The 21,883-nt window shown below is 74.6% G+C and carries 19 protein-coding genes; 13 read left to right on the top strand and 6 right to left on the bottom strand.

Annotated elements, in window-relative coordinates; translation table 11 throughout:
* Positions 1–80 precede the first annotated feature (80 nt).
* Positions 81–1,622 (bottom strand): DUF5691 domain-containing protein, encoded by a 1,542-nt coding sequence (locus tag AC3EUJ_RS07720; RefSeq protein WP_431960242.1) that lies wholly within the window; start codon positions 1,620–1,622, stop codon positions 81–83.
* A 50-nt stretch (positions 1,623–1,672) separates the two neighbouring features.
* Positions 1,673–3,043, bottom strand: coding sequence for an SWIM zinc finger family protein (locus AC3EUJ_RS07715; RefSeq protein ID WP_431960241.1), 1,371 nt, complete (start codon positions 3,041–3,043; stop codon positions 1,673–1,675).
* 164 nt (positions 3,044–3,207) lie between these two features.
* On the opposite strand from AC3EUJ_RS07715, the gene AC3EUJ_RS07710 reads away from it, so the two are divergent.
* From AC3EUJ_RS07710 to sucD, 5 genes are all read left to right on the top strand, one after another.
* Entirely contained in the window at positions 3,208–4,296 is a 1,089-nt protein-coding gene (locus AC3EUJ_RS07710; protein WP_431960240.1) for an ATP-binding protein, read from the top strand.
* Positions 4,293–6,644, top strand: a complete 2,352-nt coding sequence (locus AC3EUJ_RS07705) for a DUF5682 family protein (protein ID WP_431960239.1) — start codon at positions 4,293–4,295, stop codon at positions 6,642–6,644. Before AC3EUJ_RS07710 ends, AC3EUJ_RS07705 begins: the two co-directional genes overlap by 4 nt.
* Positions 6,641–7,852, top strand: coding sequence for a VWA domain-containing protein (locus AC3EUJ_RS07700; RefSeq protein WP_431960238.1), 1,212 nt, complete (start codon positions 6,641–6,643; stop codon positions 7,850–7,852). The genes AC3EUJ_RS07705 and AC3EUJ_RS07700 overlap by 4 nt, the downstream gene beginning before the upstream one ends.
* Before the next feature lie 312 nt (positions 7,853–8,164).
* Complete coding sequence (gene sucC, locus AC3EUJ_RS07695; RefSeq protein WP_431960237.1) at positions 8,165–9,340, top strand: ADP-forming succinate--CoA ligase subunit beta; 1,176 nt, start codon at positions 8,165–8,167, stop codon at positions 9,338–9,340.
* 18 nt (positions 9,341–9,358) lie between these two features.
* On the top strand, positions 9,359–10,243 hold the full coding sequence (gene sucD, locus AC3EUJ_RS07690) for a succinate--CoA ligase subunit alpha (RefSeq protein WP_431960236.1): 885 nt from the start codon (positions 9,359–9,361) through the stop codon (positions 10,241–10,243).
* A gap of 89 nt (positions 10,244–10,332) precedes the next feature.
* Here the strand turns inward: sucD and AC3EUJ_RS07685 are convergent, their stop codons facing one another.
* On the bottom strand, positions 10,333–11,274 hold the full coding sequence (locus tag AC3EUJ_RS07685) for an RNA polymerase sigma factor (protein WP_431960235.1): 942 nt from the start codon (positions 11,272–11,274) through the stop codon (positions 10,333–10,335).
* Positions 11,275–11,386: 112 nt separating this feature from the next.
* Between AC3EUJ_RS07685 and AC3EUJ_RS07680 the strand changes: the two genes are divergently transcribed.
* Complete coding sequence (locus AC3EUJ_RS07680; RefSeq protein WP_431960234.1) at positions 11,387–12,745, top strand: cell division protein PerM; 1,359 nt, start codon at positions 11,387–11,389, stop codon at positions 12,743–12,745.
* Between the two features lie 30 nt (positions 12,746–12,775).
* On the opposite strand, the gene AC3EUJ_RS07675 is transcribed toward AC3EUJ_RS07680, so the two are convergent.
* Positions 12,776–13,480: a hypothetical protein gene (locus AC3EUJ_RS07675; RefSeq protein WP_431960233.1), complete on the bottom strand. Its 705-nt coding sequence runs from the start codon at positions 13,478–13,480 to the stop codon at positions 12,776–12,778.
* Positions 13,481–13,710: 230 nt separating this feature from the next.
* Between AC3EUJ_RS07675 and purN the strand changes: the two genes are divergently transcribed.
* Positions 13,711–14,325: a phosphoribosylglycinamide formyltransferase gene (gene purN / locus AC3EUJ_RS07670; protein WP_431960232.1), complete on the top strand. Its 615-nt coding sequence runs from the start codon at positions 13,711–13,713 to the stop codon at positions 14,323–14,325.
* Positions 14,322–15,875, top strand: coding sequence for a bifunctional phosphoribosylaminoimidazolecarboxamide formyltransferase/IMP cyclohydrolase (gene purH, locus AC3EUJ_RS07665; protein ID WP_431960231.1), 1,554 nt, complete (start codon positions 14,322–14,324; stop codon positions 15,873–15,875). The genes purN and purH overlap by 4 nt, the downstream gene beginning before the upstream one ends.
* A 69-nt stretch (positions 15,876–15,944) precedes the next feature.
* Here purH and AC3EUJ_RS07660 read toward each other — a convergent pair whose 3' ends face one another.
* Together AC3EUJ_RS07660 and AC3EUJ_RS07655 are read right to left on the bottom strand one after the other, a co-directional pair.
* On the bottom strand, positions 15,945–16,544 hold the full coding sequence (locus tag AC3EUJ_RS07660; RefSeq protein ID WP_431960230.1) for a hypothetical protein: 600 nt from the start codon (positions 16,542–16,544) through the stop codon (positions 15,945–15,947).
* A 65-nt stretch (positions 16,545–16,609) separates the two neighbouring features.
* Positions 16,610–17,296 carry an RDD family protein gene (locus AC3EUJ_RS07655; protein ID WP_431960229.1) on the bottom strand — a complete coding sequence of 229 codons (687 nt, stop codon included), beginning with the start codon at positions 17,294–17,296 and terminating at the stop codon, positions 16,610–16,612.
* 102 nt (positions 17,297–17,398) lie between these two features.
* Here AC3EUJ_RS07655 and AC3EUJ_RS07650 point away from each other — a divergent pair, with 102 nt between their 5' ends.
* From AC3EUJ_RS07650 to AC3EUJ_RS07630, 5 genes are all read left to right on the top strand, one after another.
* Complete coding sequence (locus AC3EUJ_RS07650) at positions 17,399–18,253, top strand: bifunctional methylenetetrahydrofolate dehydrogenase/methenyltetrahydrofolate cyclohydrolase (RefSeq protein WP_431960228.1); 855 nt, start codon at positions 17,399–17,401, stop codon at positions 18,251–18,253.
* Positions 18,250–18,693: a DUF3017 domain-containing protein gene (locus AC3EUJ_RS07645; RefSeq protein WP_431960227.1), complete on the top strand. Its 444-nt coding sequence runs from the start codon at positions 18,250–18,252 to the stop codon at positions 18,691–18,693. The genes AC3EUJ_RS07650 and AC3EUJ_RS07645 overlap by 4 nt, the downstream gene beginning before the upstream one ends.
* Before the next feature lie 84 nt (positions 18,694–18,777).
* The gene (locus tag AC3EUJ_RS07640) at positions 18,778–19,995 is read left to right on the top strand and encodes an NADP-dependent isocitrate dehydrogenase (protein ID WP_431960226.1); all 1,218 of its coding nucleotides are present in this window, start codon (positions 18,778–18,780) and stop codon (positions 19,993–19,995) included.
* Positions 19,996–20,196: 201 nt separating this feature from the next.
* A complete protein-coding gene (locus tag AC3EUJ_RS07635; protein ID WP_431960256.1) occupies positions 20,197–20,550 on the top strand; it encodes a response regulator transcription factor in 354 nt (117 codons plus the stop codon).
* A 41-nt stretch (positions 20,551–20,591) separates the two neighbouring features.
* The gene (locus AC3EUJ_RS07630; RefSeq protein WP_431960225.1) at positions 20,592–21,443 is read left to right on the top strand and encodes a helix-turn-helix domain-containing protein; all 852 of its coding nucleotides are present in this window, start codon (positions 20,592–20,594) and stop codon (positions 21,441–21,443) included.
* The last annotated feature ends 440 nt before the right edge of the window (positions 21,444–21,883 follow it).

The following is a 21,883-nucleotide window of genomic DNA, read 5'->3' as shown; positions in this document are numbered from 1 at the left end:
CCCCCCCCCCCCCCCCCCCCCCCCCCCCCCCCCCCCCCCCCCCCCCCCCCCCCCCCCCCCGTCCGGCCGCGGCCGGACGCTCAGGCGAGCTCCGCGAGCATCGCGGCCCTCAGGCGCAGGGTGCCGAGCAGCCGCTGGAAGGCCTCCGCCCAGTACGCCCCGGCGCCCGGTGAGGTGTCGGCGGACTCCGCCGGCACCGCGGCCAGCGGCGCCGCCCGGTCGGCCTCCGCGGGGTCCATGCAGCGTTCGGCCAGGCCCATCACCCCGCTGAAGCTCCAGGGGTAGCTGCCCGCGTCCCGCGCGATGTCCAGGGCGTCCACCACCGCCGCGCCCAGCGGCTCGGCCCAGGGCACGGCGCAGACCGCGAGCATCTGGAACGCCTCCGACAGGCCGTGCGCCGCGATGAAGCGGGCCACCCACTCCGCCCGCTCCGGGGCCGGGAGGACCGACAGCAGCTTCGCCGGGTCCCCGACGGGGCTGACCGCCGTCGCGGGCGCCGGGGTGGGGCCCAGCAGGGCGCGGGCCCAGGCCGCGTCCCCCTGGCGCACCGCGGCCCGGCACCACGCCGCGTGCAGATCCGCCTGCCAGTCGTCCGAGACCGGCAGCGCGATGATCTCCTGCGGCGTCCGGCCGGCGAACCGCTCCCGCCATGTGGCGAGCGGCGCCGCGTCCACCACCTGGCCGAACCACCACGCCCGCTCCCCGCGCCCGGCGGGCGGTATCGCCACCACGCCGTCGCGCTCCATGGCGGCGTCGCACTCGTACGGCGCCTCCACGCCGATCCGGCCGCCCCCCGGATCCCACGCGACACACGTTCTGGCCCGTGCGGCCATCCGGGCGGCGAGGGCGGAGCCAGGGAGGGCCGACAGCAGCTCGGCGGCGGTGGCCCGCACGTTGCGGCTGCGGTCGGTGAGGGTTTGCTCCAGGAACGGCTCGTCCTGCGGCGACAGGCCCTCCCGGAGTGTGTCCAGGAACATCAGCCGGTCCTCGGCACGCTCGGCGGCCCACCCCGAGCGCAGCAGCTCCCGTGCCTGGCGTGGGTCGCGGGCCCGCAGCCGGGCCAGCAGGGCCACCCGTTCGGCGAAGAGCCCCTCCTCCCACAGCGTCCGCACGGCGACCGGGTCACCGGTGTCCGGCACGACGCCCGGCGCCCCGGCGCGCAGCGCGAACCGCCAGTCCGCGTTCAGCTCCGCCAGCCACAGCCCGCGCGGTCCCGCCAGGGCCAGGGCGTCCGGTCGCAGGTCGGTGCGTGCGCGGGCCGCGTCCAGCAGCGCGGGCAGCAGCTCCGGCGGGGCCGCCCAGCCGCGGGCGTTCGCCTCGGCGAGCCACTGGGGCAGCAGCTCGGCGAGGTTGGGAGCGGCGCCGCGCCGGCTGGCCCCACCGCCCCCGACCGAGCGGTCCGCCAGCAGCAGGGACAGCCGCCGTCGTGCCGCCTCGGGCAGCGGTGGCCGCGGGTCGGGCGGCGCCGTGGCCGGCCGCGCCCCGGCCGTGGCCGCACGCACGCCGGCGCGGCGCCGTACGACGGCGAGCGCGGCGCAGTCCAGCAGCTCCTCGGGCGTGCCGCCCCTGCGGTCGGTGCCGAGGAGCGCGGTGCCGACCAGATCGGCCCAGGTCGTCGTCATCGGTCCTCCTTCGTCGTCTCCGTGCGCCCGACCGCCAGGCCCGGCCGGGATCACACCGTCAGCGGCACCGGTTCCGCGCCCGCGCCACCCCAGGCGGTGAACGGCCGGAAGCCCTGGTGGCCGAGCTCGCCGAACACCGTCACCGGATGGCCGCCGGAGACCGCCGCGAGGCGCCACAGCCCCGCTCCGGCGCCGGCGCCGCCCGCCGTGACCGGGACGGCGTCGCTCCCGTCCGCGTCCGCCACCTGCCAGACCGTCCCGCCCGGTATCGGCACGACGCCGGCGAGCACGACCGGCCAGGCGTCCAGCCACGGATCCCCGGCCAGGGCCTCCCCGTAGGCGCCGAGCGCCGCCGCGACCGGCACGCCCGGCGGCACGCGGCCGGGCAGCGGCGCGCCGTGTCGCGACCCGAGCGCTGCCCGCAGCGGACGGGCCCCCGGGTGGAAGGCCAGCTCCGCGTCGAGATTGAGGCCGACCGGCAGCGCCGGCTCCGGTGCCCGGCCCCCCGCCCCGAAGGACAGCAACAGCGCGGTACGGCCGGTGCTCTCCCCGTGCAGCCAGGTCCTGCGGGTGGTGAGGCGGTCGTCGGCGGCGTCGTGCCGCGCCAGGACCAGCCAGCGGTCGCGCACCCTCGGACCGGCGAGGACCTCCGCCGAGTCCACGGTGAAGCCGACCCGGGACCGGACGGTGGCCGCCAGCGGTCCTGGCAGCGCCTCCTGCCGCAGACAGCCCCGGGCCAGCAGATGCAGCAACGCCGTCTCCTCCAGCAGCCGCGACGGCCAGTCGCCCCCGGATCCCGCCAGTGCGCCCAGCTCCCGCACCCGTGAGGCGAGCCCGGGTGCCTGGGCGTCCACCATGCGCGCCGCCGTCTCCTCCCACTGCCGGTACCCCTCGCGGTCCGCGCCCGCCAGGCCGCCCCGCAGCAGATCCGCCAGCCGCTGTTCCAGCTCTGTGGCCCCGGCGGCCACCCGTCCCGCCCGGCGCTCGGCCCGCCTGCGTGCCGCCTCCGGGTCACCACCGCCGGACGCGCCGCGCCGGCCCGGGGACGTCCGCTCCCCGCGCGCGCGGCGCGCGTCCAGCCACTCGGTGACCCAGCCGGGCCGGCCGCCCCCGTGCGCGGCCGACCCGACCTCGCCCCCCGCCCAGAGCAGGAGCAGAGCGAGTGTGTGCTTGCACGGGAACCTGCGGCTGGGGCAGCTGCACCGGAAGGCGGGCCCCGCCGTGTCGACCACCGCCTGGTACGGAACGCTGCCGCTGCCCGCGCACAGCCCCCACACCGCCGTGCCGGAGACCCCCGTCCCGGACCAGCGGGCGGCCGCCGCCAGGACCGTCCCGGCCTTGCGCGACGACGCGTCGGGCGCGAGTGCCAGGACCTGGTCGGCGGTCCACCGCTCGGCGCGCTGTTCGTCCATCCCGTCCATGGCCACGACGCTACGGGCAGGCACTGACAAACCGCCCTGAGCTGCGGCTTCCTGACGGGAAGCCGGATTGTCAGTGGGGTGCGCGATGGTGGGGACGCGGACGCCCCGCGGGGGGCTGACGGGGCGTCCGCGCCATTCGCTCCACGTGAGAACAGGGGAGAACCATGTCCGTGGACACCGCACTCCGGCCGCACGCCGAAGACGCGTTCGCCCATGAGCTCAAGGCTCTCGCGGCGGCCGACGACCGGCCGCGCCCGGCCCGGTGGAATCTGTCGCCGTGGGCGGTCGCCATGTACCTGATGGGCGGCGAGCTGCCCGACGGCACCGTCGTCACCCCCAAGTACGTGGGTCCTCGGCGGATCGTGGAGGTCGCGGTCAGCACGCTCGCGACCGACCGGGCGCTGCTGCTGCTCGGCGTCCCGGGCACGGCGAAGACCTGGGTCTCCGAGCACCTCGCCGCCGCGGTCAGCGGCGACTCCACGCTTCTCGTGCAGGGCACCGCGGGCACCTCGGAGGAGGCCATCCGCTACGGATGGAACTACGCCCGGCTGCTCACCGGCGGGCCGAGCCGGGAGGCCCTGGTCCCGGGCCCGGTCATGCGGGCCATGGCCGAGGGGCGCGTCGCCCGTGTGGAGGAGCTCACCCGAATCCCCGCGGACGTGCAGGACACCCTCATCACCATCCTCTCGGAGAAGACGCTGCCGATACCGGAGCTGGGCACCGAGACCCAGGCGGTGCGCGGGTTCAACCTGATCGCGACCGCCAACGACCGGGACCGCGGCGTCAACGACCTGTCCAGCGCGCTGCGCCGGCGCTTCAACACGGTCGTGCTGCCGCTGCCGGCGACCGTGGAGGAGGAGGTCGACATCGTCGGCCGCCGCGTCGGCCAGCTCGGCCGCTCGCTGGAGCTGCCGGCCGTCCCGGAGGGCGCGGACGAGATCCGGCGGGTGGTCACCGTCTTCCGGGAACTGCGCGGCGGGGTCACCGCCGACGGGCGCACGAAGGTGAAGTCGCCCTCCGGCACGCTCTCCACGGCGGAGGCGATCTCCGTGGTGACCAACGGGCTCGCCCTGGCCGCGCACTTCGGCGACGGCGTGCTGCGCGCCGGGGACGTCGCCGCCGGGATCCTCGGCGCGGTGGTCCGCGACCCGGCCGCCGACCGCGTGGTGTGGCAGGAGTACCTGGAGACCGTGGTCCGTGAGCGGGAGGGCTGGAAGGACTTCTACCGTGCCTGCCGCGAGGTGACGCCGTGACAGCCGCGGACGGGGTGGCGCTACTGGGGGTGCGGCACCACGGCCCCGGCTCGGCCCGCGGCGTGCGGGCCGCGCTGGACCGGCTGGAGCCGCGGATCGTGCTCGTCGAGGGCCCGCCGGAGGCGGACGCGGTGCTGGCACTGGCCGCCGATCCCGGGATGCGGCCGCCGGTCGCGCTGCTCGCCCACGTCGTCGACGAGCCGTCCCGGGCCGGTTTCTGGCCCTTCGCCGAGTTCTCCCCCGAGTGGGAGGCGATCCGGTGGGCGGCCGGCCGTGGCGTGCCGGTGCGCTTCATCGACCTGCCCGCCGCGCACTCGCTCCTGCTCCGTGACGGGGACCAGGGGGACGTACCGGCGGGAGCGGACAGGGAACGAGAAGGAGGACGAGAAGGAGAGGCAGGGGACGGGGGTGCGGGGGAGGCCGGCGCCGCGGACGCGCGCATCGACCCGCTCGCCGTGCTGGCGCGCACGGCCGGCCACGACGACCCGGAGCGCTGGTGGGAGGACGCCGTCGAGCACCGCGGCCGGGCCGGTGAGGGTGATGGCGATCCGCTGGCCGCGTTCGGGGCGCTCGCCGAGGCGATGGGCGCGCTGCGCGAGACCTACGGAGACGGGGGCCATCCGCAGGACGTGGTGCGCGAGGCCCACATGCGGCTGCGGATACGGGAGGCACGCCGCACACACGAGGAGGTGGCCGTGGTGTGCGGGGCCTGGCATGTGCCCGCGCTCGCCCGGGGCGGCGGGGTCACCGCCGACCGGGCCCTGCTCAAGGGCCTGCCCAAGGCGAAGGTCGAGGTCACCTGGGTGCCCTGGACGCACCGCAGGCTCTCCCGGGCCAGTGGCTACGGCGCGGGCATCGACTCGCCCGGCTGGTACCGCCATCTGTTCACCTCGCCCGACCGGCCCGTCGCCCGGTGGATGACCAAGGTCGCGGGCCTGCTCCGCGAGGAGGACCTCCCGGTCTCCTCGGCGCACGTGATCGAGGCGGTACGGCTCGCCGACACCCTCGCGACCCTGCGCGGCCGCCCGCTGCCCGGACTCGGCGAGACCACGGACGCGGTACGCGCGGTGATGTGCGACGGCTCCGAGGTGCCGCTGGCGCTGATCCGGGACCGGCTGGTGGTGGGGGACGTGCTGGGCGAGGTCCCGGAAGCCGCGCCGGCCGTGCCCCTCGCCCGCGACCTGGCACGCGAGCAGCGCAGACTGCGGATGAAGCCGGAGGCCCTGGAGAAGGAGGTGGACCTGGACCTGCGCAAGGACACCGACGCCGGACGCAGTCGCCTGCTGCACCGGCTGCGGATGCTCGGCATCGGCTGGGGCGAGCCGGGCCGGTCCCGTACGGCCGCCACCGGCACCTTCCGGGAGAGCTGGCGGCTGCGCTGGGAGCCGGAACTCGCGGTGGCGGTCGCGGAGGCCGGGGTGTGGGGCACCACGGTGGAGTCCGCCGCGACCGCCCGGGCCCAGGACGCGGCGGTGAACACGAGGGTGCTCGCCGAGGTGACGGGCCTCGCCGAACGCTGCCTGCTCGCCGGGCTGCGCGACGCCCTGCCGACGGTGATGCGGGTGCTCGCCGATCGCGCGGCGCTCGACGTGGACGTCGCGCACCTCGCGCAGGCACTGCCGGCGCTCGTGCGCTCGCTCCGCTACGGCGACGTGCGGGGCACGGACGCGCGGGCGCTGCGCGAGGTCGCCGAGGGGCTCGCGGAGCGGGTCTGCGTCGGACTGCCGCCCGCGTGCGCGGGGCTCGACGCGGCCGGCGCCGCCGAGATGCGCGGTCATGTCGCGCAGGTGCAGCAGGCCTTGGTCCTGCTCGGTGACGACGCGCTGCGCGACCGCTGGGCGGGCGTGCTGCGGAGGCTGGCCGTGCGCGACCGCGGGGTACCGGGGCTACTGCGCGGCAGCGCCGCACGGCTGCTCCTCGACGACGCGCGCCTGGAGCCCGGGGAGGTGGCCCGGCTGATGGGGCTCGCCCTGTCGCACGGCACGGCGCCGCAGGAGGCGGCGGCCTGGGTGGAGGGTTTCCTCGCCGGCGGCGGGATGCTGCTGGTCCACGACGAACGGCTGCTGGCGCTGGTCGACGGCTGGCTGTCCGCGGTGCCGGCGGCCGCCTTCGACGATGTGCTGCCGTTGCTCCGGCGCACCTTCGGCGGCTTCGACCCGGGGGTGCGGCGCACGGTGGGGGAATTGGTGCGACGCGGCCCGGGAGGCGGGAGAACGGGCGAGGGTGCCATGGGGGAGGGCCTGCCGGGCTTCGCCCCACGGCTCGACGAGGAGCGGGTGGAGGCGGCGCTGTCCACCGCGCGGTTGCTGCTCGGGCCCGGCGGACAGGACGGGGGTCAGGACACATGACGGACACGGACACGAACACCCGCACGAACACGAACACGGACACGAACACCGGCACGGACGCCGACGAGCGGCTGCGGCGCTGGCGGATGGTGCTCGGCGGCGGGCCCGCCGAGGGCACGGGACGGCGGCTCACCGGCCGGGACGCGGCGATGGACCAGGCCCTGGAGGCCCTGTACGGCAGCGCCCCGCACGGCGGTGCCGGCGCGCCGCCCCCGCGAAGCGCCGGCCTGGGCGGCTCGGCGCCCCAGGTGGCGCGCTGGCTGGGGGACATCCGCAGATACTTCCCCAGCAGCGTCGTGCAGGTGATGCAGCGCGACGCCATCGACCGGCTCGGGCTGTCCGCGCTGCTGCTGGAACCGGAGATGCTGGAGGCGGTCGAGGCCGACGTCCACCTGGTCGGCACGCTGCTCTCGCTGAACAAGGTGATGCCGGGGACGACGAAGGAGACGGCTCGGGCGGTCGTCCGCAAGGTCGTCGCGGACCTGGAGCGGCGTCTGGCGACCCGCACCCGGGCCACCCTCACCGGCGCGCTGGATCGCTCGGCCAGGGTGAACCGCCCCCGCCACCGGGACATCGACTGGGACCGCACGATCCGTGCCAACCTCCGGCACTACCTGCCCGAGCACGGCACCGTCGTGCCCGAGCGGCTGATCGGCCACGGCCGCGCCTCGCGGGCGGTGCGGAAGGACGTCGTGCTCTGCATCGACCAGTCGGGCTCCATGGCGGCGTCCGTGGTCTACGCATCCGTGTTCGGCGCAGTGCTCGCCTCCATGCGCGGCATCGGCACCCGGCTCGTCGTCTTCGACACGGCGGTCGCCGATCTGACGGAGCATCTGGACGACCCCGTCGACGTGTTGTTCGGCACCCGACTCGGCGGCGGCACCGACATCAACCGGGCGCTGGCCTACTGCCAGTCCCTCGTCAGCAGGCCCGCCGAGACCGTCGTCGTCCTCATCAGCGACCTGTACGAGGGCGGCATACGCGACGGGATGCTCAAGCGGGTCGCGGCGATGAAGGCGTCCGGAGTCCAGTTCGTGGCGTTGCTGGCGCTGTCGGACGAGGGCGCGCCCTCCTACGACCGCGAACACGCCGCGGCGCTCGCGGCGCTGGGGGCGCCCGCCTTCGCCTGCACCCCGGATCTCTTCCCCGAGGTCATGGCGGCCGCCATCGAGAAGCGGCCGCTGCCCGTGCCCGCCTCCGGCGGGTGACGCCGGGACCCGGATGGGCGGAGCGGCGTCGTCACCCCGGGTGAGCGGGCTCACCCGGGCGAGCCCACCTCCGCGGCCGTGGCCGGACCGCCCGTTCGGCTGGTCTGTGACTGTTCTCACCGCTCTCGCGGCAGCTCCGATTTACCCGTGCCGCCCGCGCGGCGATAACCTGCGAGACGGACATGCCGCGTGCTCGGCCGACGTGTGCGCCCCCCGTACGACCGTTCGTAGGGTTCGTTACGAAGACGTCAGCGACGACCGCCCCCGGCACGCACGCAGACAACGAACCGCGATTACCAAGGACGGACGCGCGTGGACCTGTTCGAGTACCAGGCGAGGGACCTCTTCGCCAAGCACGGTGTACCGGTGCTGGCCGGTGAAGTCATCGACACGCCTGAGGCGGCGCGCGAGGTCGCGGAGCGGCTCGGTGGCAAGGCTGTCGTCAAGGCGCAGGTGAAGACCGGTGGCCGTGGCAAGGCCGGCGGCGTGAAGGTGGCGTCGGACCCGGAGGACGCGGTCGCCAAGGCCGGCCAGATCCTCGGCATGGACATCAAGGGCCACACGGTCCACAAGGTGATGCTGGCCGAGCTGGCCCCGGAGATCGCCTCCGAGTACTACGTCTCCTTCCTCCTGGACCGCGCCAACCGGACCTTCCTGGCGATCGCGTCCGTCGAGGGCGGCATGGAGATCGAGGAGGTGGCGGCGACCAACCCCGCGGCCGTCGCCCAGATCCCGGTGGACGCCATCGAGGGCGTGACCGCGGAGAAGGCCCGCGAGATCGTCGAGGCGGCCGCCTTCCCGGCCGACGTCGCCGACCAGGTCGCCGAGATCCTGCAGACCCTGTGGAAGACCTTCGTCTCCGAGGACGCGCTCCTCGTCGAGGTCAACCCGCTCGCCAAGGTTGCCGACGGCCGCGTCATCGCGCTCGACGGCAAGGTCTCCCTGGACGAGAACGCCGACTTCCGCCAGCCGGAGCACGAGGCGCTGGTCGACCACGCCGCCGCCAACCCGCTGGAGGCCGCGGCCAAGGCCAAGGGCCTCAACTACGTCAAGCTCGACGGCGAGGTCGGCATCATCGGCAACGGCGCGGGTCTCGTCATGAGCACCCTGGACGTCGTCGCCTACGCCGGTGAGGGCCACGGCAACGTCAAGCCCGCCAACTTCCTCGACATCGGCGGTGGCGCCTCCGCCGAGGTCATGGCCAACGGCCTCGAGATCATCCTGGGCGACCCGGACGTCAAGTCCGTGTTCGTCAACGTCTTCGGCGGCATCACCGCCTGCGACGCGGTCGCCAACGGCATCGTCCAGGCCCTGGAGCTGCTGAGGTCCAAGGGCGAAGAGGTCACCAAGCCGCTCGTCGTCCGACTGGACGGCAACAACGCGGAGCTGGGTCGGCAGATCCTGACCGACGCCAACCACCCGCTGGTCGAGCAGGTCGACACCATGGACGGCGCCGCCGAGCGCGCCGCCGAGCTGGCTGCGAAGTAAGGGACAGGTCACCACATCATGGCTATCTTCCTGACCAAGGAGAGCAAGGTCATCGTCCAGGGGATGACCGGTTCCGAGGGCACCAAGCACACCCGGCGCATGCTCGCCTCGGGCACCAACATCGTCGGCGGCGTGAACCCGCGCAAGGCCGGCACCAGCGTGGACTTCGACGGCACCGAGGTGCCGGTCTTCGGCTCCGTCGCCGAGGCCATGGAGAAGACCGGTGCCGACGTCACCGTCATCTTCGTCCCGCCGAAGTTCGCCAAGGACGCGGTCATCGAGGCCATCGACGCCGGGATCCCGCTGGCGGTCGTGATCACCGAGGGCATCGCGGTGCACGACACCGCCGCCTTCTGGGCCTACGCCGGCAGCAAGGGCAACAAGACCCGGATCATCGGCCCCAACTGCCCCGGCCTGATCACCCCCGGCCAGTCCAACGCGGGCATCATCCCGGCCGACATCACCACCTCCGGCCGCATCGGCCTGGTGTCGAAGTCCGGCACGCTGACCTACCAGATGATGTACGAGCTCAGTGACATCGGCTTCTCCTCGGCGGTCGGCATCGGCGGTGACCCGATCATCGGCACCACCCACATCGACGCGCTGAAGGCGTTCCAGGACGACCCCGAGACCGACCTGATCGTCATGATCGGCGAGATCGGCGGCGACGCCGAGGAGCGTGCCGCGGCCTTCATCGCCGAGCACGTCACCAAGCCGGTCGTCGGTTACGTCGCGGGCTTCACCGCGCCCGAGGGCAAGACCATGGGCCACGCCGGCGCCATCGTCTCCGGTTCCTCCGGCACCGCCCAGGCGAAGAAGGAGGCCCTCGAGGCCGCCGGCGTCAAGGTCGGCAAGACCCCGTCGGAGACGGCCCGCCTCGCGCGCGCCATCCTGCAGGGCTGATCCCCGCCTCCCCCGCGGAGGCACGCGCACGGGCCCGCTCCCTCCGGGGGGCGGGCCCGTGCGCGTGCGCGGGGAAGGGCGGGGCGCGCTCAGGGCGCGGGCGCGGAGGTGCCCTGCCCGACCGGGTCGTGATCGGCCGCGACCCGGTCGCTGAGCGGCCCGAAGACCAGCCCGACCGCGGTCACCAGCGCTATCACCACCGTCGCCGCCACGGCGCCCACCGTGCGGATGCGCAGCCACTGTTCGCTCAGCTCGCGCACCATGGCCGCCGGGTACTCCGGCTGCGGCTGCTCGTCCAGCAGGTCGCCCAGCCGGGCCGCCGCCCCCTCGCCCAGGGCCTCACGCCCCCGGACGATGCGCCGCCTGGTCATGGAGGTGGTGGCCATGCTCTCCGCCGCCGTGCGCCGCAGGCTCAGCCCCAGCCCGTCGTGGAGCAGCACCGCGTGCCGGGTGCCGCGCGGCAGTCGCTGGAAGGCGCTGCGCTCGCGTGGCGGGGTGCGGAACCAGGGCAGCAGTTGCTGCCAGGGCGCGAGGGCGTGGTGGTGCGCCTCCGCGCGGATCCACCCGGCCGGGTCGGGGTCGACGGCGACCTCGGGCCACCGCTGCCAGGCCAGGTCGAAGGCGCGGTGCACGGCGTGCCGGGCCAGCTCCATGTTGCCGGTGAGCAGTTCGACCTGGCGGAGCAGGGCCGGGGCGTTGCGGGTGTACAGCCCGTCGAAGGCGGCCTGGGCCGCCTTCGCGATCCGTACGGCCTCGGCCGCCGGGTCCTGCGCCTTCGGTTCCGGGGCCGCCCGCCCGCCGGGCGGAGCGGACGCGGACGGGGACGGGGGCGCGGGCGCGTGGGGGCCGCCGGCCTCCGTGGGCGCCACCTGTTCCGCGGGCACATCGGATGGCCCCAGGGCGACCGTCCGCGCGGCCTGCCGGTCCTGCGCGGCGTTCCCGGCCTGCGCCGCCCCGGAGGCCTTCGCCTGCCGGGGACGCCGTCGCTTCCCGATGGCCTTCCCGGCCTTCGTCGTGGAGGTGCGGCTCATGCGATCGGCCACTCGGATCGAATGAAGAAACGCATAACGCCATATTCCGCGACACGACGGGCATTCGCATGCTGCCACGGCGAAAGGGGATGTTCTTGGCAGCATGAGTTCCGTGAGTGCCGCAAGCGCCCTGAGTCACGCCGTGCGCCGGATCCGGAGCGCCCACGAGACCCTGCGCAGCTCCGAATCCGCCCCCGCCTTCACCGGCGGCGTGGTCGCCGCGGGCCTGGGCCTGGGCGGCTTCGCCATGCTCGTGCTCTGCCTGTGGGTCATCTCGCCGTTCCCCGACAGCGGGCTGGACGGCGCCCTCCACGTTGCCGCGGACTGCTGGCTGCTCGCCCACGGCGGCGGCCTCGTGCGCACCGAGACCCTCTCCGGTGTCGCCGCTCCCGTCGGCGTCACACCGCTGCTGACCATGGCGTTCCCGGTGTGGCTGCTCTACCGGGCGGGGGCGGACGCCGTCGCGCCCGCCTCGGACGGCAAGGTCGCGCGGTCCGCCGTCGCGTGGCTGATCGGCGGCTACCTCGCGGTGGGCGCCGGGGTGGTCGTCTACACCTCGTACGGGCCGGTGAGAAGCGACCTCCTCGGCGCCGCGCTGCACCTGCCCGTCGTCGCCGGCCTCGCGGCGGCCGCGGGGGCCTGGGCGGAGCGGGGGCGGCCGCGCATCGCGTTGCCCGCCCGGCTGTCCCGGGTGGCCGTGCCGGTGACGGTGCCGCCGCAGGAGGTCGCGGCCGTGCTGCGCTCGGCGGGGGCGGGGGTCTGCGTCCTCGTCGCGGGCGGCGCGGCCCTGACGGCGGTGACCCTGGCACTGCACCCCGGTGCCGCCGGGGCGTCGTTCACCCGGCTCAGCGAGGCGCTGTCCGGGCGGCTGGCGGTGCTGGCGGTGGCCATCGCGCTCATCCCGAACGCCGCCGTGTGGGGCGCGGCCTACGCGCTCGGGCCCGGTTTCGCGCTCGGCACCCAGGCCGCGGTGCGTCCGGCCGGGGTGGTGGGGGAACCGGTGCTGCCGGACTTCCCGCTCCTGGCGGCGCTGCCCCAGCCGGGGCCCGGGACGTCGCTGACCTGGGTGGCGCTGGTCGTTCCGGTGCTCGCCGGGGTGGCGGTGGGGGTGCTCGCCGTCGGCCGGCGGGAGCCGTACGGCCTCGGTCGCACCGCGGCGCACGCCGCCCTGGGCGGACTGGTGTGCGGGATCGCCATGGCGCTGCTCACCGAACTCGCGGCGGGGCCGCTGGGCACCGGGGCACTGGAGGACTTCGGGCCGTCCTGGTGGCTCACCGCCGCCGCGGCGACGGGGTGGACGGCGGCCGCCGGCACGCCGACGGCGTTGCTGGTGCGCTGGGTGCGGGTCCGCCGCGCGGCCGCCGCGACGGAACGCGAGCAAGCGGAGCGCGAGGCGGTGGAAGGCGCACAGGCGCAGGCAGCGGAACCGGAGGGTGACGTGGTGCCCGACGCCGCCCCGTCGGAGGCCTGAGCCTCCGCCGCGGGCCGGCGCGGAGGTGCGTCAGGGCGTGTGCAGCACGTCGCGGAGCGGCGTCGGCAGCAGCTGCTGGCAGGCGTCGCGCGACGAGGAGGTCAGGGCGTCGCGAGTGCAGGAGTAGTAGTCCTGGTAGACCAGCTGGGTCGTGAAGGCCGTCGCGACGACGCACAGGGCGAGCCCGCCCATGATCAGACCGCCGAGCGCGGCCGGGCGCTGCGGCTTGCCGCGGGGGTCGGTGGGCCGCGGCGGCGGAGGGGTGGCGCCGCCCTCGGCCAGCAGGGCGGCCGCCTCGGCGCGGGCCTTGGCCCGCTCCTCGGGCTTCATGCGCAGCGCGTTGATGCTCCAGTACAGCGCCAGGGCGCCGAGCAGCAGCCCCGCGTACGTCCATCCCAGGAAGAGCGCGAAGAAGAGCCCCCACATGCCGCAGATCAGGGCGTAGCGGGCACGCCGCTGGGCGGGGTCGGTGGGGTCGAAGCGCGGCGCGTCCGGGCGCCGCCCGCCGTACCCGCCATCGGGGCGGTCGCCGTAGCCGCCGTCCTGCCGGCCGGGCTGCCGCTCGCTCCACTGGCCGCCCCATCCGGGAGGCGGCGGGGGCGGAGTGGGAGTGGGCGGCTCGTCCCCGGAGTCGGACGGCTGCTGCGGCCGGCGCGGCTGCCAGGGCTGCTCGGGCGCGTTCTCCGGCGGCGGGGCGAACGGGTTGTCCTGCTCGTGGCCTCGGCCACCGCTCATGTTTGCCTGGGTCATCCCCTTGCCGTCGACTCCTCGTGTTGTCGGACGCGTGACTTCGCCGTTCTCACCCCAGACGCTACCGCCCGCGCGCTTCCCCGTCCCGTGGGGGCCCGGTGGGTGTGCCGGTATCGTTGCTGACGGTCGACGGCCTCGTAGAGTTCCCCGGAATTCCGGCGATCTTCGAGTCGTACGATCCTCCAAAGCGCCGGCTCCCCGAGAGATGACCCGCAGTGGCCACTGTCTTCCCGCCCCTTTCCCGCCCCGCACGACTCGTCGTGCTCGTCTCCGGTTCGGGTACGAACCTGCAGGCGCTGCTCGACGCGGGACTGCACGTCGTCGCCGTCGGCGCGGACCGGTCAGGCATCGCCGGCCTGGAGCGCGCCGAGCGCGCCGGGGTGCCGACGTTCGTCTGCCGGGTGACCGACCACGGCGACCGCGAGGCGTGGGACGCCGCGCTGACCGGGGCGGTGGCCGCACACGAGCCCGACCTGGTGGTCTCGGCCGGATTCATGAAGATCGTGGGCAAGGAGTTCCTCGCCCGGTTCGGCGGCCGCTTCGTCAACACGCACCCGGCGCTGCTGCCCAGCTTCCCGGGCGCCCACGGGGTGCGTGACGCCCTCGCGTACGGCGTGAAGGTCACCGGCTGCACCGTCCACTTCGTCGACGACGGCGTCGACACCGGCCCGATCATCGCCCAGGGCGCGGTCGAGGTCCGGCAGGACGACACGGAGGAAGCGCTCCACGAGCGCATCAAGGAAGTCGAGCGCACGCTGCTCGTCGACGTCGTGGGGCGGCTGTCCCGCGACGGCTATCGCATTGAGGGACGAAAGGTTCTGTTGCCGTGAGTACCAAGCGGGAGATCCGTCGCGCACTGGTCAGCGTCTACGACAAGACCGGTCTGGAGGAGCTGGCCCGCGGCCTGCACGAGGCGGGCGTCCAGCTGGTCTCCACCGGCTCGACGGCCGGGCGGATCGCCGCCGCCGGGGTGCCGGTCACCAAGGTGGAGGAGCTGACCGGGTTCCCCGAGTGCCTGGACGGCCGGGTCAAGACCCTGCACCCGAAGGTGCACGCCGGCATCCTCGCCGACCTGCGGCTGGAGGACCACCGCCGGCAGCTGGAGGAGCTGGGCGTCGAGCCCTTCGACCTGGTCGTGGTCAACCTCTACCCCTTCCGTGAGACGGTCGCCTCCGGCGCCTCGGAGGACGAGTGCGTCGAGCAGATCGACATCGGCGGCCCCTCGATGGTCCGCGCCGCCGCCAAGAACCACCCGTCCGTGGCGGTCGTGACCAGCCCCGAGCGGTACGCGGACGTTCTCGCCGCCGTCCGTGAGGGCGGCTTCGACCTCGGCACCCGCAAGCGCCTGGCGGCCGAGGCGTTCCAGCACACCGCGGCCTACGACGTCGCGGTCGCGAGCTGGTTCGCGAGCTCGTACGCCCCCGCCGACGACAGCCCCTTCCCGGACTTCATGGGCGCCACCTACGAGCGCAAGAACGTGCTGCGCTACGGCGAGAACCCGCACCAGGCCGCCGCGCTCTACACCGACGGCGGCGCCGGCCTGGCGGTGGCCGAGCAGCTGCACGGCAAGGAGATGTCCTACAACAACTACGTCGACACCGAGGCCGCGCGCCGGGCGGCGTACGACCACGACGAGCCCTGCGTCGCGATCATCAAGCACGCCAACCCCTGCGGCATCGCGGTCGGTGACGATGTCGCGCAGGCGCACCGCAAGGCGCACGCCTGCGACCCGCTGTCGGCCTTCGGTGGCGTCATCGCCGTCAACCGGCCGGTGAGCGTGGCCATGGCCGAGCAGGTCGCCGAGATCTTCACCGAGGTCATCGTGGCGCCGGACTTCGAGGAGGGCGCGGTCGAGGTCCTCGCCCGCAAGAAGAACATCCGCGTGCTGCGCTGCCCCGAGGCGCCCGTCGCGCAGACGGAGTTCCGTCCCGTCGAGGGCGGCCTGCTGCTGCAGGAGAAGGACCGGTTGCAGGCCGCCGGCGACGACCCGGCCACCTGGACGCTGGCCACCGGCGAGCCGCTGACCGCCGATGAGCTGGCCGACCTGGCGTTCGCCTGGCGGGCCTGCCGGGCCGTGAAGTCCAACGCCATCCTGCTGGCGAAGGACGGCGCGACGGTGGGCGTCGGCATGGGCCAGGTCAACCGCGTCGACTCCGCCAGGCTCGCCGTCCAGCGGGCCGGCGAGGAGCGGGCGGCGGGCTCCTACGCCGCCTCCGACGCCTTCTTCCCCTTCCCTGACGGGCTGGAGGTGCTCACCGGAGCGGGCGTCAAGGCCGTGGTGCAGCCCGGCGGTTCGGTGCGCGACGAGGCCGTGGTCGAGGCCGCGCGCAAGGCCGGCGTGACCATGTACCTCACGGGGACGCGGCACTTCTTCCACTGACCGACCGCTGTGCCGGAACGCCGAAGGCCCCCGCTCGCGCGGGGGCCTTCGGCCTGCGGGCGGGCCCGCTCAGTACCGCGGGCGCTTGAACCAGGCCGCCGTCTCGGCGCGCGCCGCGAAGACGATCAGCAGCACGCACAGCACGACCGGCACAAGCAGCACGAAGGCGCCGGTGGCCATGGCGACGACACAACTCGGTGCGAAGAGCGCGCCGGTCAGGATGGAGCCGACACGGGTGCCATGACCGCCCGTCCTGTACCTGGCGCCCAGGGAGAACGACAGGACGGCGAACGCAAGGAAGAGGATTCCCAGGGCGCCCACCAGCCAGATGGGCAACATGTTCAGTGACTCGCTGCCGTCGGCGATCTTCAGGGTGAGAGCTGCGACGAGCAGCGACAACCCGGCCAGGACCTGCATCACGCCCAGCACGAAGAGCATCGTCCGGGCCGCCTTCGCCGACGACGGCAGCACCTCGGGCCCGCCGGGGTACGCCGCGAACGGCGTGTGCTGCTGGGGCTGCTGGGGGTATCCGTACGGCGGCTGCGCCTGGGGCTGGGGCTGTACCGGGTAGCCGTAGCCCGGCTGGGCCGGGGGCTGCCGCGGGTGTCCGTACGGCTGCTGCGGTGGCTGCTGGCCGTAGGGATTGCCGGGGCCGGGCGGATAGCTCACTTGTGACCTCCTTCGCGGGGACGGGACCGGGGATGTGGGCTCATTCTCGCCGGGGCCTGCCGGGCCTACCGGGCCTTGACGACGACGGTGTTGAGGATCTTGTCGGCGAAGGTCTGCTTCTTGTCGTCCCACAGCGGCCACAGGTAGCCGATGTAGCAGGCGGCGCCGTCCAGGCCGTGGCACAGCCGGCGGACGAAGGCCATGCCGAAGCCGAGCGGACGGCCGTCCAACTCCCGCAGCACGCTGATGCCGAGGGCCTTCTTGCCCGGCGTCTGGCCGGTCTTGCCCTCGCGGTAGCACAGGAACAGGCTGCCGGCGAGGGACAGCAGGAAGCCCAGGCCGATCAGGGCGAGGGCGCCGCCCGGCATCGCGGGCGCGGGGCACGAGTAGGCGCCGCTCTGGTCGCAGTCCCGGGCCGCGTCGATCACCACGGAGATGAACTGCCCGTAGCCGATGCCGATGAGGATCATCGGCACGAGCCCGACGACCAGGAAGTCGATCAGCGTCGCGCCCACGCGCGCACCCCAGCTCGCGAACGGGGGCATGCCCGGGACGGGACCGGCGGGACCCCCCGGGTAGCCGTAGCCGTAGCCGTACGGGCCCTGGGCCTGCGGCGGAACGGCGCCGTAGGGCGGCTGCGGCTGCGTCGGGTAGCCGTAACCGGGCTGGGCCGGGGGCTGCTGCGGGTATCCGTAGGGCTGCTGCGGGGGCTGCTGGCCGTACGGATTGCCGGGACCGGGCGGGTAGCTCACGTTGGCTTCTTTCGAGCGGATGGGACTGGGGACGGCCCACATCGTCGTGGGCGGCGTCATCCGCTGTCCAGCGTTGGTGTGCGGACCTGAGAGGATGGAGGTATGACCGCCCAGATTCTCGATGGCAAGGCCACTGCCGCCGCGATCAAGTCAGAACTGTCCACCCGCGTCCAGGCGCTCAGGGAACGGGGTGTCACCCCGGGGCTGGGGACGCTGCTGGTCGGCGACGACCCGGGCAGCCGCTGGTACGTCGCGGGCAAGCACCGTGACTGCGCGGAGGTCGGCATCGCCTCCATCCAGCGCGAGCTGCCGGAGTCCGCCTCCCAGGAGGAGATCGAGGCGGTCGTCCGCGAGCTGAACGAGAACCCGGCGTGCACCGGCTACATCGTCCAGCTGCCGCTGCCCAAGGGGATCGACACCAACCGCGTCCTGGAGCTGATGGACCCGGCCAAGGACGCCGACGGACTGCACCCGACGAACCTCGGGCGGCTGGTGCTCAATGAGCGCGGCCCGCTGCCCTGCACCCCGAACGGCATCGTGGAACTGCTGCGGCGGCACGGCGTGGAGATCAACGGGGCGCATGTGACCGTGGTCGGCCGCGGCGTCACCGTCGGCCGGTCGATCGGGCTGCTGCTGACCCGCAAGTCCGAGAACGCCACCGTCACCCTCTGCCACACCGGTACCCGCGACCTGTCCGTCCAGCTGCGCCAGGCCGACATCATCGTGGCCGCCGCGGGCGTGCCGCACCTGGTGAAGCCGGAGGACGTGCGGCCGGGCGCGGCCGTGCTGGACGTCGGCGTCAGCCGCGACGAGAACGGCAAGATCGTCGGCGATGTGCACCCGGGCGTGGCCGAGGTCGCCGGCTGGATCTCGCCGAACCCCGGCGGCGTCGGCCCGATGACCCGGGCCATGCTGCTGGCGAACGTCGTGGAGGCCGCGGAGGGCCGGTACGCATGACCGGGACGGGCCCCCGTACGGGAGCGGAGGCGCAGGAGGAGGCCGGTGACGCCGGCCGCAGCCGCCGCTTCCAGGTGCTGACCCGCGGTACCGCGCGCCCCGAGGGCGGCGGCAGGGCCATGGGCGCGCACGCCCCGGCCCCGGCGCGTCAGTGGCCGATCCTGATGGTCTCCGGCCTGGTGCTGCTCGGCCTGGTGCTGGTGGCGGCGGACGTCGCCCGGGCCGGCCTGGTGCTGGTCGGCTCGGCGCTGCTCCTGGGCGCGCTGATGCGCTGGCTGCTGCCCTCGGTCGGCATGCTGGCGGTCCGCAGCCGTTTCACCGACATGATCACCTACGGGGTGCTGGGCGTCCTGATCGTGCTGCTGGCGCTGATGGCGCAGCCGAACCCGGTGCTCGAGATTCCCTTCCTGGAGGATGTCGTCCGTTTCTCCGTGCGTTGATCCGGTTACGCTGTGTGGCGAGTGTCCTGACGTGCGACGTGTACCCCGGGCACACGTCACGGCGTGAGAGGGAGAACGACTCCCATGGCCAAGATCAAGGCAAGGAACCCGGTCGTCGAGCTCGACGGCGACGAGATGGCGCGGATCATCTGGCGTTTCATCAGGGACGAGCTGGTCCTGCCGTACCTCGACATCGAACTGGTCCGCTTCGACCTGGGCATCGAGCACCGGGACGCCACCGGCGACCGGGTGACGGCCGAAGCGGCGGAGGCGGTCGGCAGGCACGGTGTCGGCGTCAAGTGCGCCACCGTCACGCCCGACGAGGCGCGGGTCGCGGAGTTCGGCCTCAAGGGGATGTACCGCTCCCCGAACGCGACCATCCGCGACCGCCTCGGCGGCGGGATCTTCCGCGAACCCGTCGCCCTGCGGAACGTGCCGCGGGCCGTGCCCGGCGGGACCCGGCCCGTGGTGATCGCCCGGCACGCCTTCGGCGACCAGTACCGGGCCACCGAGCTGAGGATCCCCGGTGCGGGCACCCTCGCCCTGAGCTTCACCCCGGCCGACGGCTCCGACCCGGTCGACCTGGAGGTCCACCACTTCCCGGGCGCCGGCGTGGCGCTCGGCATGGTCAACCTGGACGACTCGATCCGCGAGTTCGCGCGCGCCGCATTCCGCTACGGGCTGGCGCGCGGGCTCCCGGTCCACCTGTCCACGAAGAACACGGTGCTCAGGAAGTACGACGGCCGCTTCAAGGACCTCTTCCAGGAGGTCTTCGACACCGAGTTCCGGCGCGAGTTCGAGGCGTCGGGCCTGGGCCACGAGCACCGGCAGGTCGACGACATGGCGGCCTCGGCCCTGAAGGGCGCCGGCGGTTACGTCTGGGCGTGCAAGAACTACGACGGCGACATCCTGTCCGGGGTGCTCACCCGGGGTGTCGGCTCGCCGGGGCTGATGACCTCGGTCCTCATGACCTCCGACGGCAGGACCGTGCTGTCGGAGGCGGCGCACGGCACGGTCACCCGCCACTACCGCAGGCACCAGGCCGGACGGCCGACCTCGACCAACCCCATCGGCATGGTCTTCGCGTGGAGCCGCGGCCTCGCCCACCGCGCCCGGCTGGACGACACCCCCGAGCTCGCCCGGTTCGCGGGGACGCTGGAGAGCGCCTGTCTGGAGGTCGTCGAGTCCGGCCGGCTGACCCAGGACCTGGCGGTGCTGGTCGGCCCGGAGCAGCCGTGGCTGACGACCGAACAGTTCCTCGCCGCCCTCGAGGAGAACCTGCGCAAGCGCATGTCCGTCTGAGGCGGACGTCCGCCGCCGCGCGGCACGCGCACGACCCGGTGTCCGTCCTCCCCCGTCGCTGGCGGTGCCCCCTCGTGGTCGTCGTCACCGAGCGCATCCTGGCCGCAGTGGCCGACCCGCCGCCGCCGATCCTCGTCCTCACCACCTCCGACCTCGACGCGGACGTCCACACCGCGCCGCGCGCCCGGGCCTCCGTTCTTCCTGCTCAAGGGCGCCCCCGAACCTGGTCGCGGCCGTCCTCGCCCCGAGCGTGCCCCGCCCGCCGGCGCCGACCGCGCACCGCCCGCCGAACCGGCGGCGCTGACGGCGCGGGGACGGGAGCTGCTGCGGCGGAGCGCCCGCGGCCTGTCGCACCCGGAGATCGCGGACCTGCCGTCCATCTCCGAGGCGACCGCCGCGACCCACCTGTACCGCACGAGGGCCAAGCTCGGCCTCGGCAGCCGCGCCCAGGCCGTCGTCCCCGCCTATGAGACCGGACTCGTCACCCCGCGAGGGGGCATGAGGATTCTTCGGATTTCATGCATCGAGCGTATGTGCGTCGCTACCGTGGGTTGACCAAGGGAGCCGGGGGGTGCGTGGTGGCACGATGGGAGCCATTGCCCGAGACACTGGACGGCGCGGCGCGCCGTCTCGCCGTGCATCTGCGCCGCATGAAGGACCGCAGCGGGCTGAGCGTCCCGGCCCTGGCCGCGCGTACGGCGAGCAGCACCGGGGCGTGGGAGCAGTACCTCAACGGCGTGAGGATCCCCCCGCGTGACGCGGTCGAGGTGCTGGGGCAGCTCAGCGGCGCCGACTACGACCGGTTGATCGCCCTGTGGGAACTGGCCGACCGTGGGGTCGCCGACACCATGAAGGGCTTCCCGTACGCCGACCCGCTCGACCCGCTGGCCCCCGTCGAGGGGATGCCCCGGCACGCCCTGCGGCGGCGGCGCAAGGCGCTGCTGGCGGCCGCGGGCGGGCTGGTGCTGGGCGGGGTGTTCGCGCTGCTCGTGGCGACCGGGGTGGCCACGGACGGGACCGGGCGGGCCGAGGCGCCGCTGTCGGCCCGCCCCACGGCCAGCGTGCCGGCCGGCCCGGCGCCCTCCGCCACGGGCTCCGCCGGCTCCGCCGGCTCCGCCGCCACCTCCTGGCCCGGATCGGCACCCGCGGCGAAGGCGACGGACACGAAGGCCTCACGGACCGCGGGCGCCATGTCCCCGGACGGCGGCACGCCCGCTGCGCAGGTGGCGGAGACCGGCGCGGTGTCCTCCGCCCCGGGACGGGGCCCGCACACGGCGCCCGGCACCGGCGGGGCGACGACGACGGCACCCGGCGGCGTCCCCACCACCCAGGCACCGCCGCCCCCGACGATCGCCCCGGCGGCGCCCTCGCCTTCCGCCTCCCCGAGCCGCAGCCGCGGCAAGGGGCTCTGCCTGGGCCTGATCATCCTGGGCATCTGCATCGGATGACGGGCGCGACCGGGCGGGCCGCCCGAAGCATCCCCCATCGGTAGCCTTCCGGGACGGGACGGCAACAACGCGAGGGAGGAGGGGAGATGGCCCCCCGGCGGTCACCGACAGATGACCTGGACCGGTGGGTACGGGAGTTCACCGGGCAGCCGCGGCGCCAGGCCGACCGCCACGGCCTGGGCGTCGCGGCGCTCGCCGAGGCGACCGGGTACAGCAGGAGGTCGTGGGAGCGGTATCTCAACGAGCGGTTGCTTCCGCCCCGTTACGCCGGGGTCGCCCCCGCCGGGGCGACAGGTGCCGACCCGGCGCACTTCACCACGATGTGCCGCATCGGCCGGGGCCCCGCCGTGTACACCTCGATGCCGGCCGTCCGCCCCCCCGGGGGCCGCCCGCGCCTGCGCCACCCTCACCACGGGCCCACGCAGCCGCGCCACGCCCAC

The organism is Actinacidiphila sp. bgisy160 (assembly GCF_057707815.1).
The sequence above is the reverse complement of the archived record's forward strand: the minus strand, read 5'-3'. Positions and strand labels throughout refer to the sequence as shown.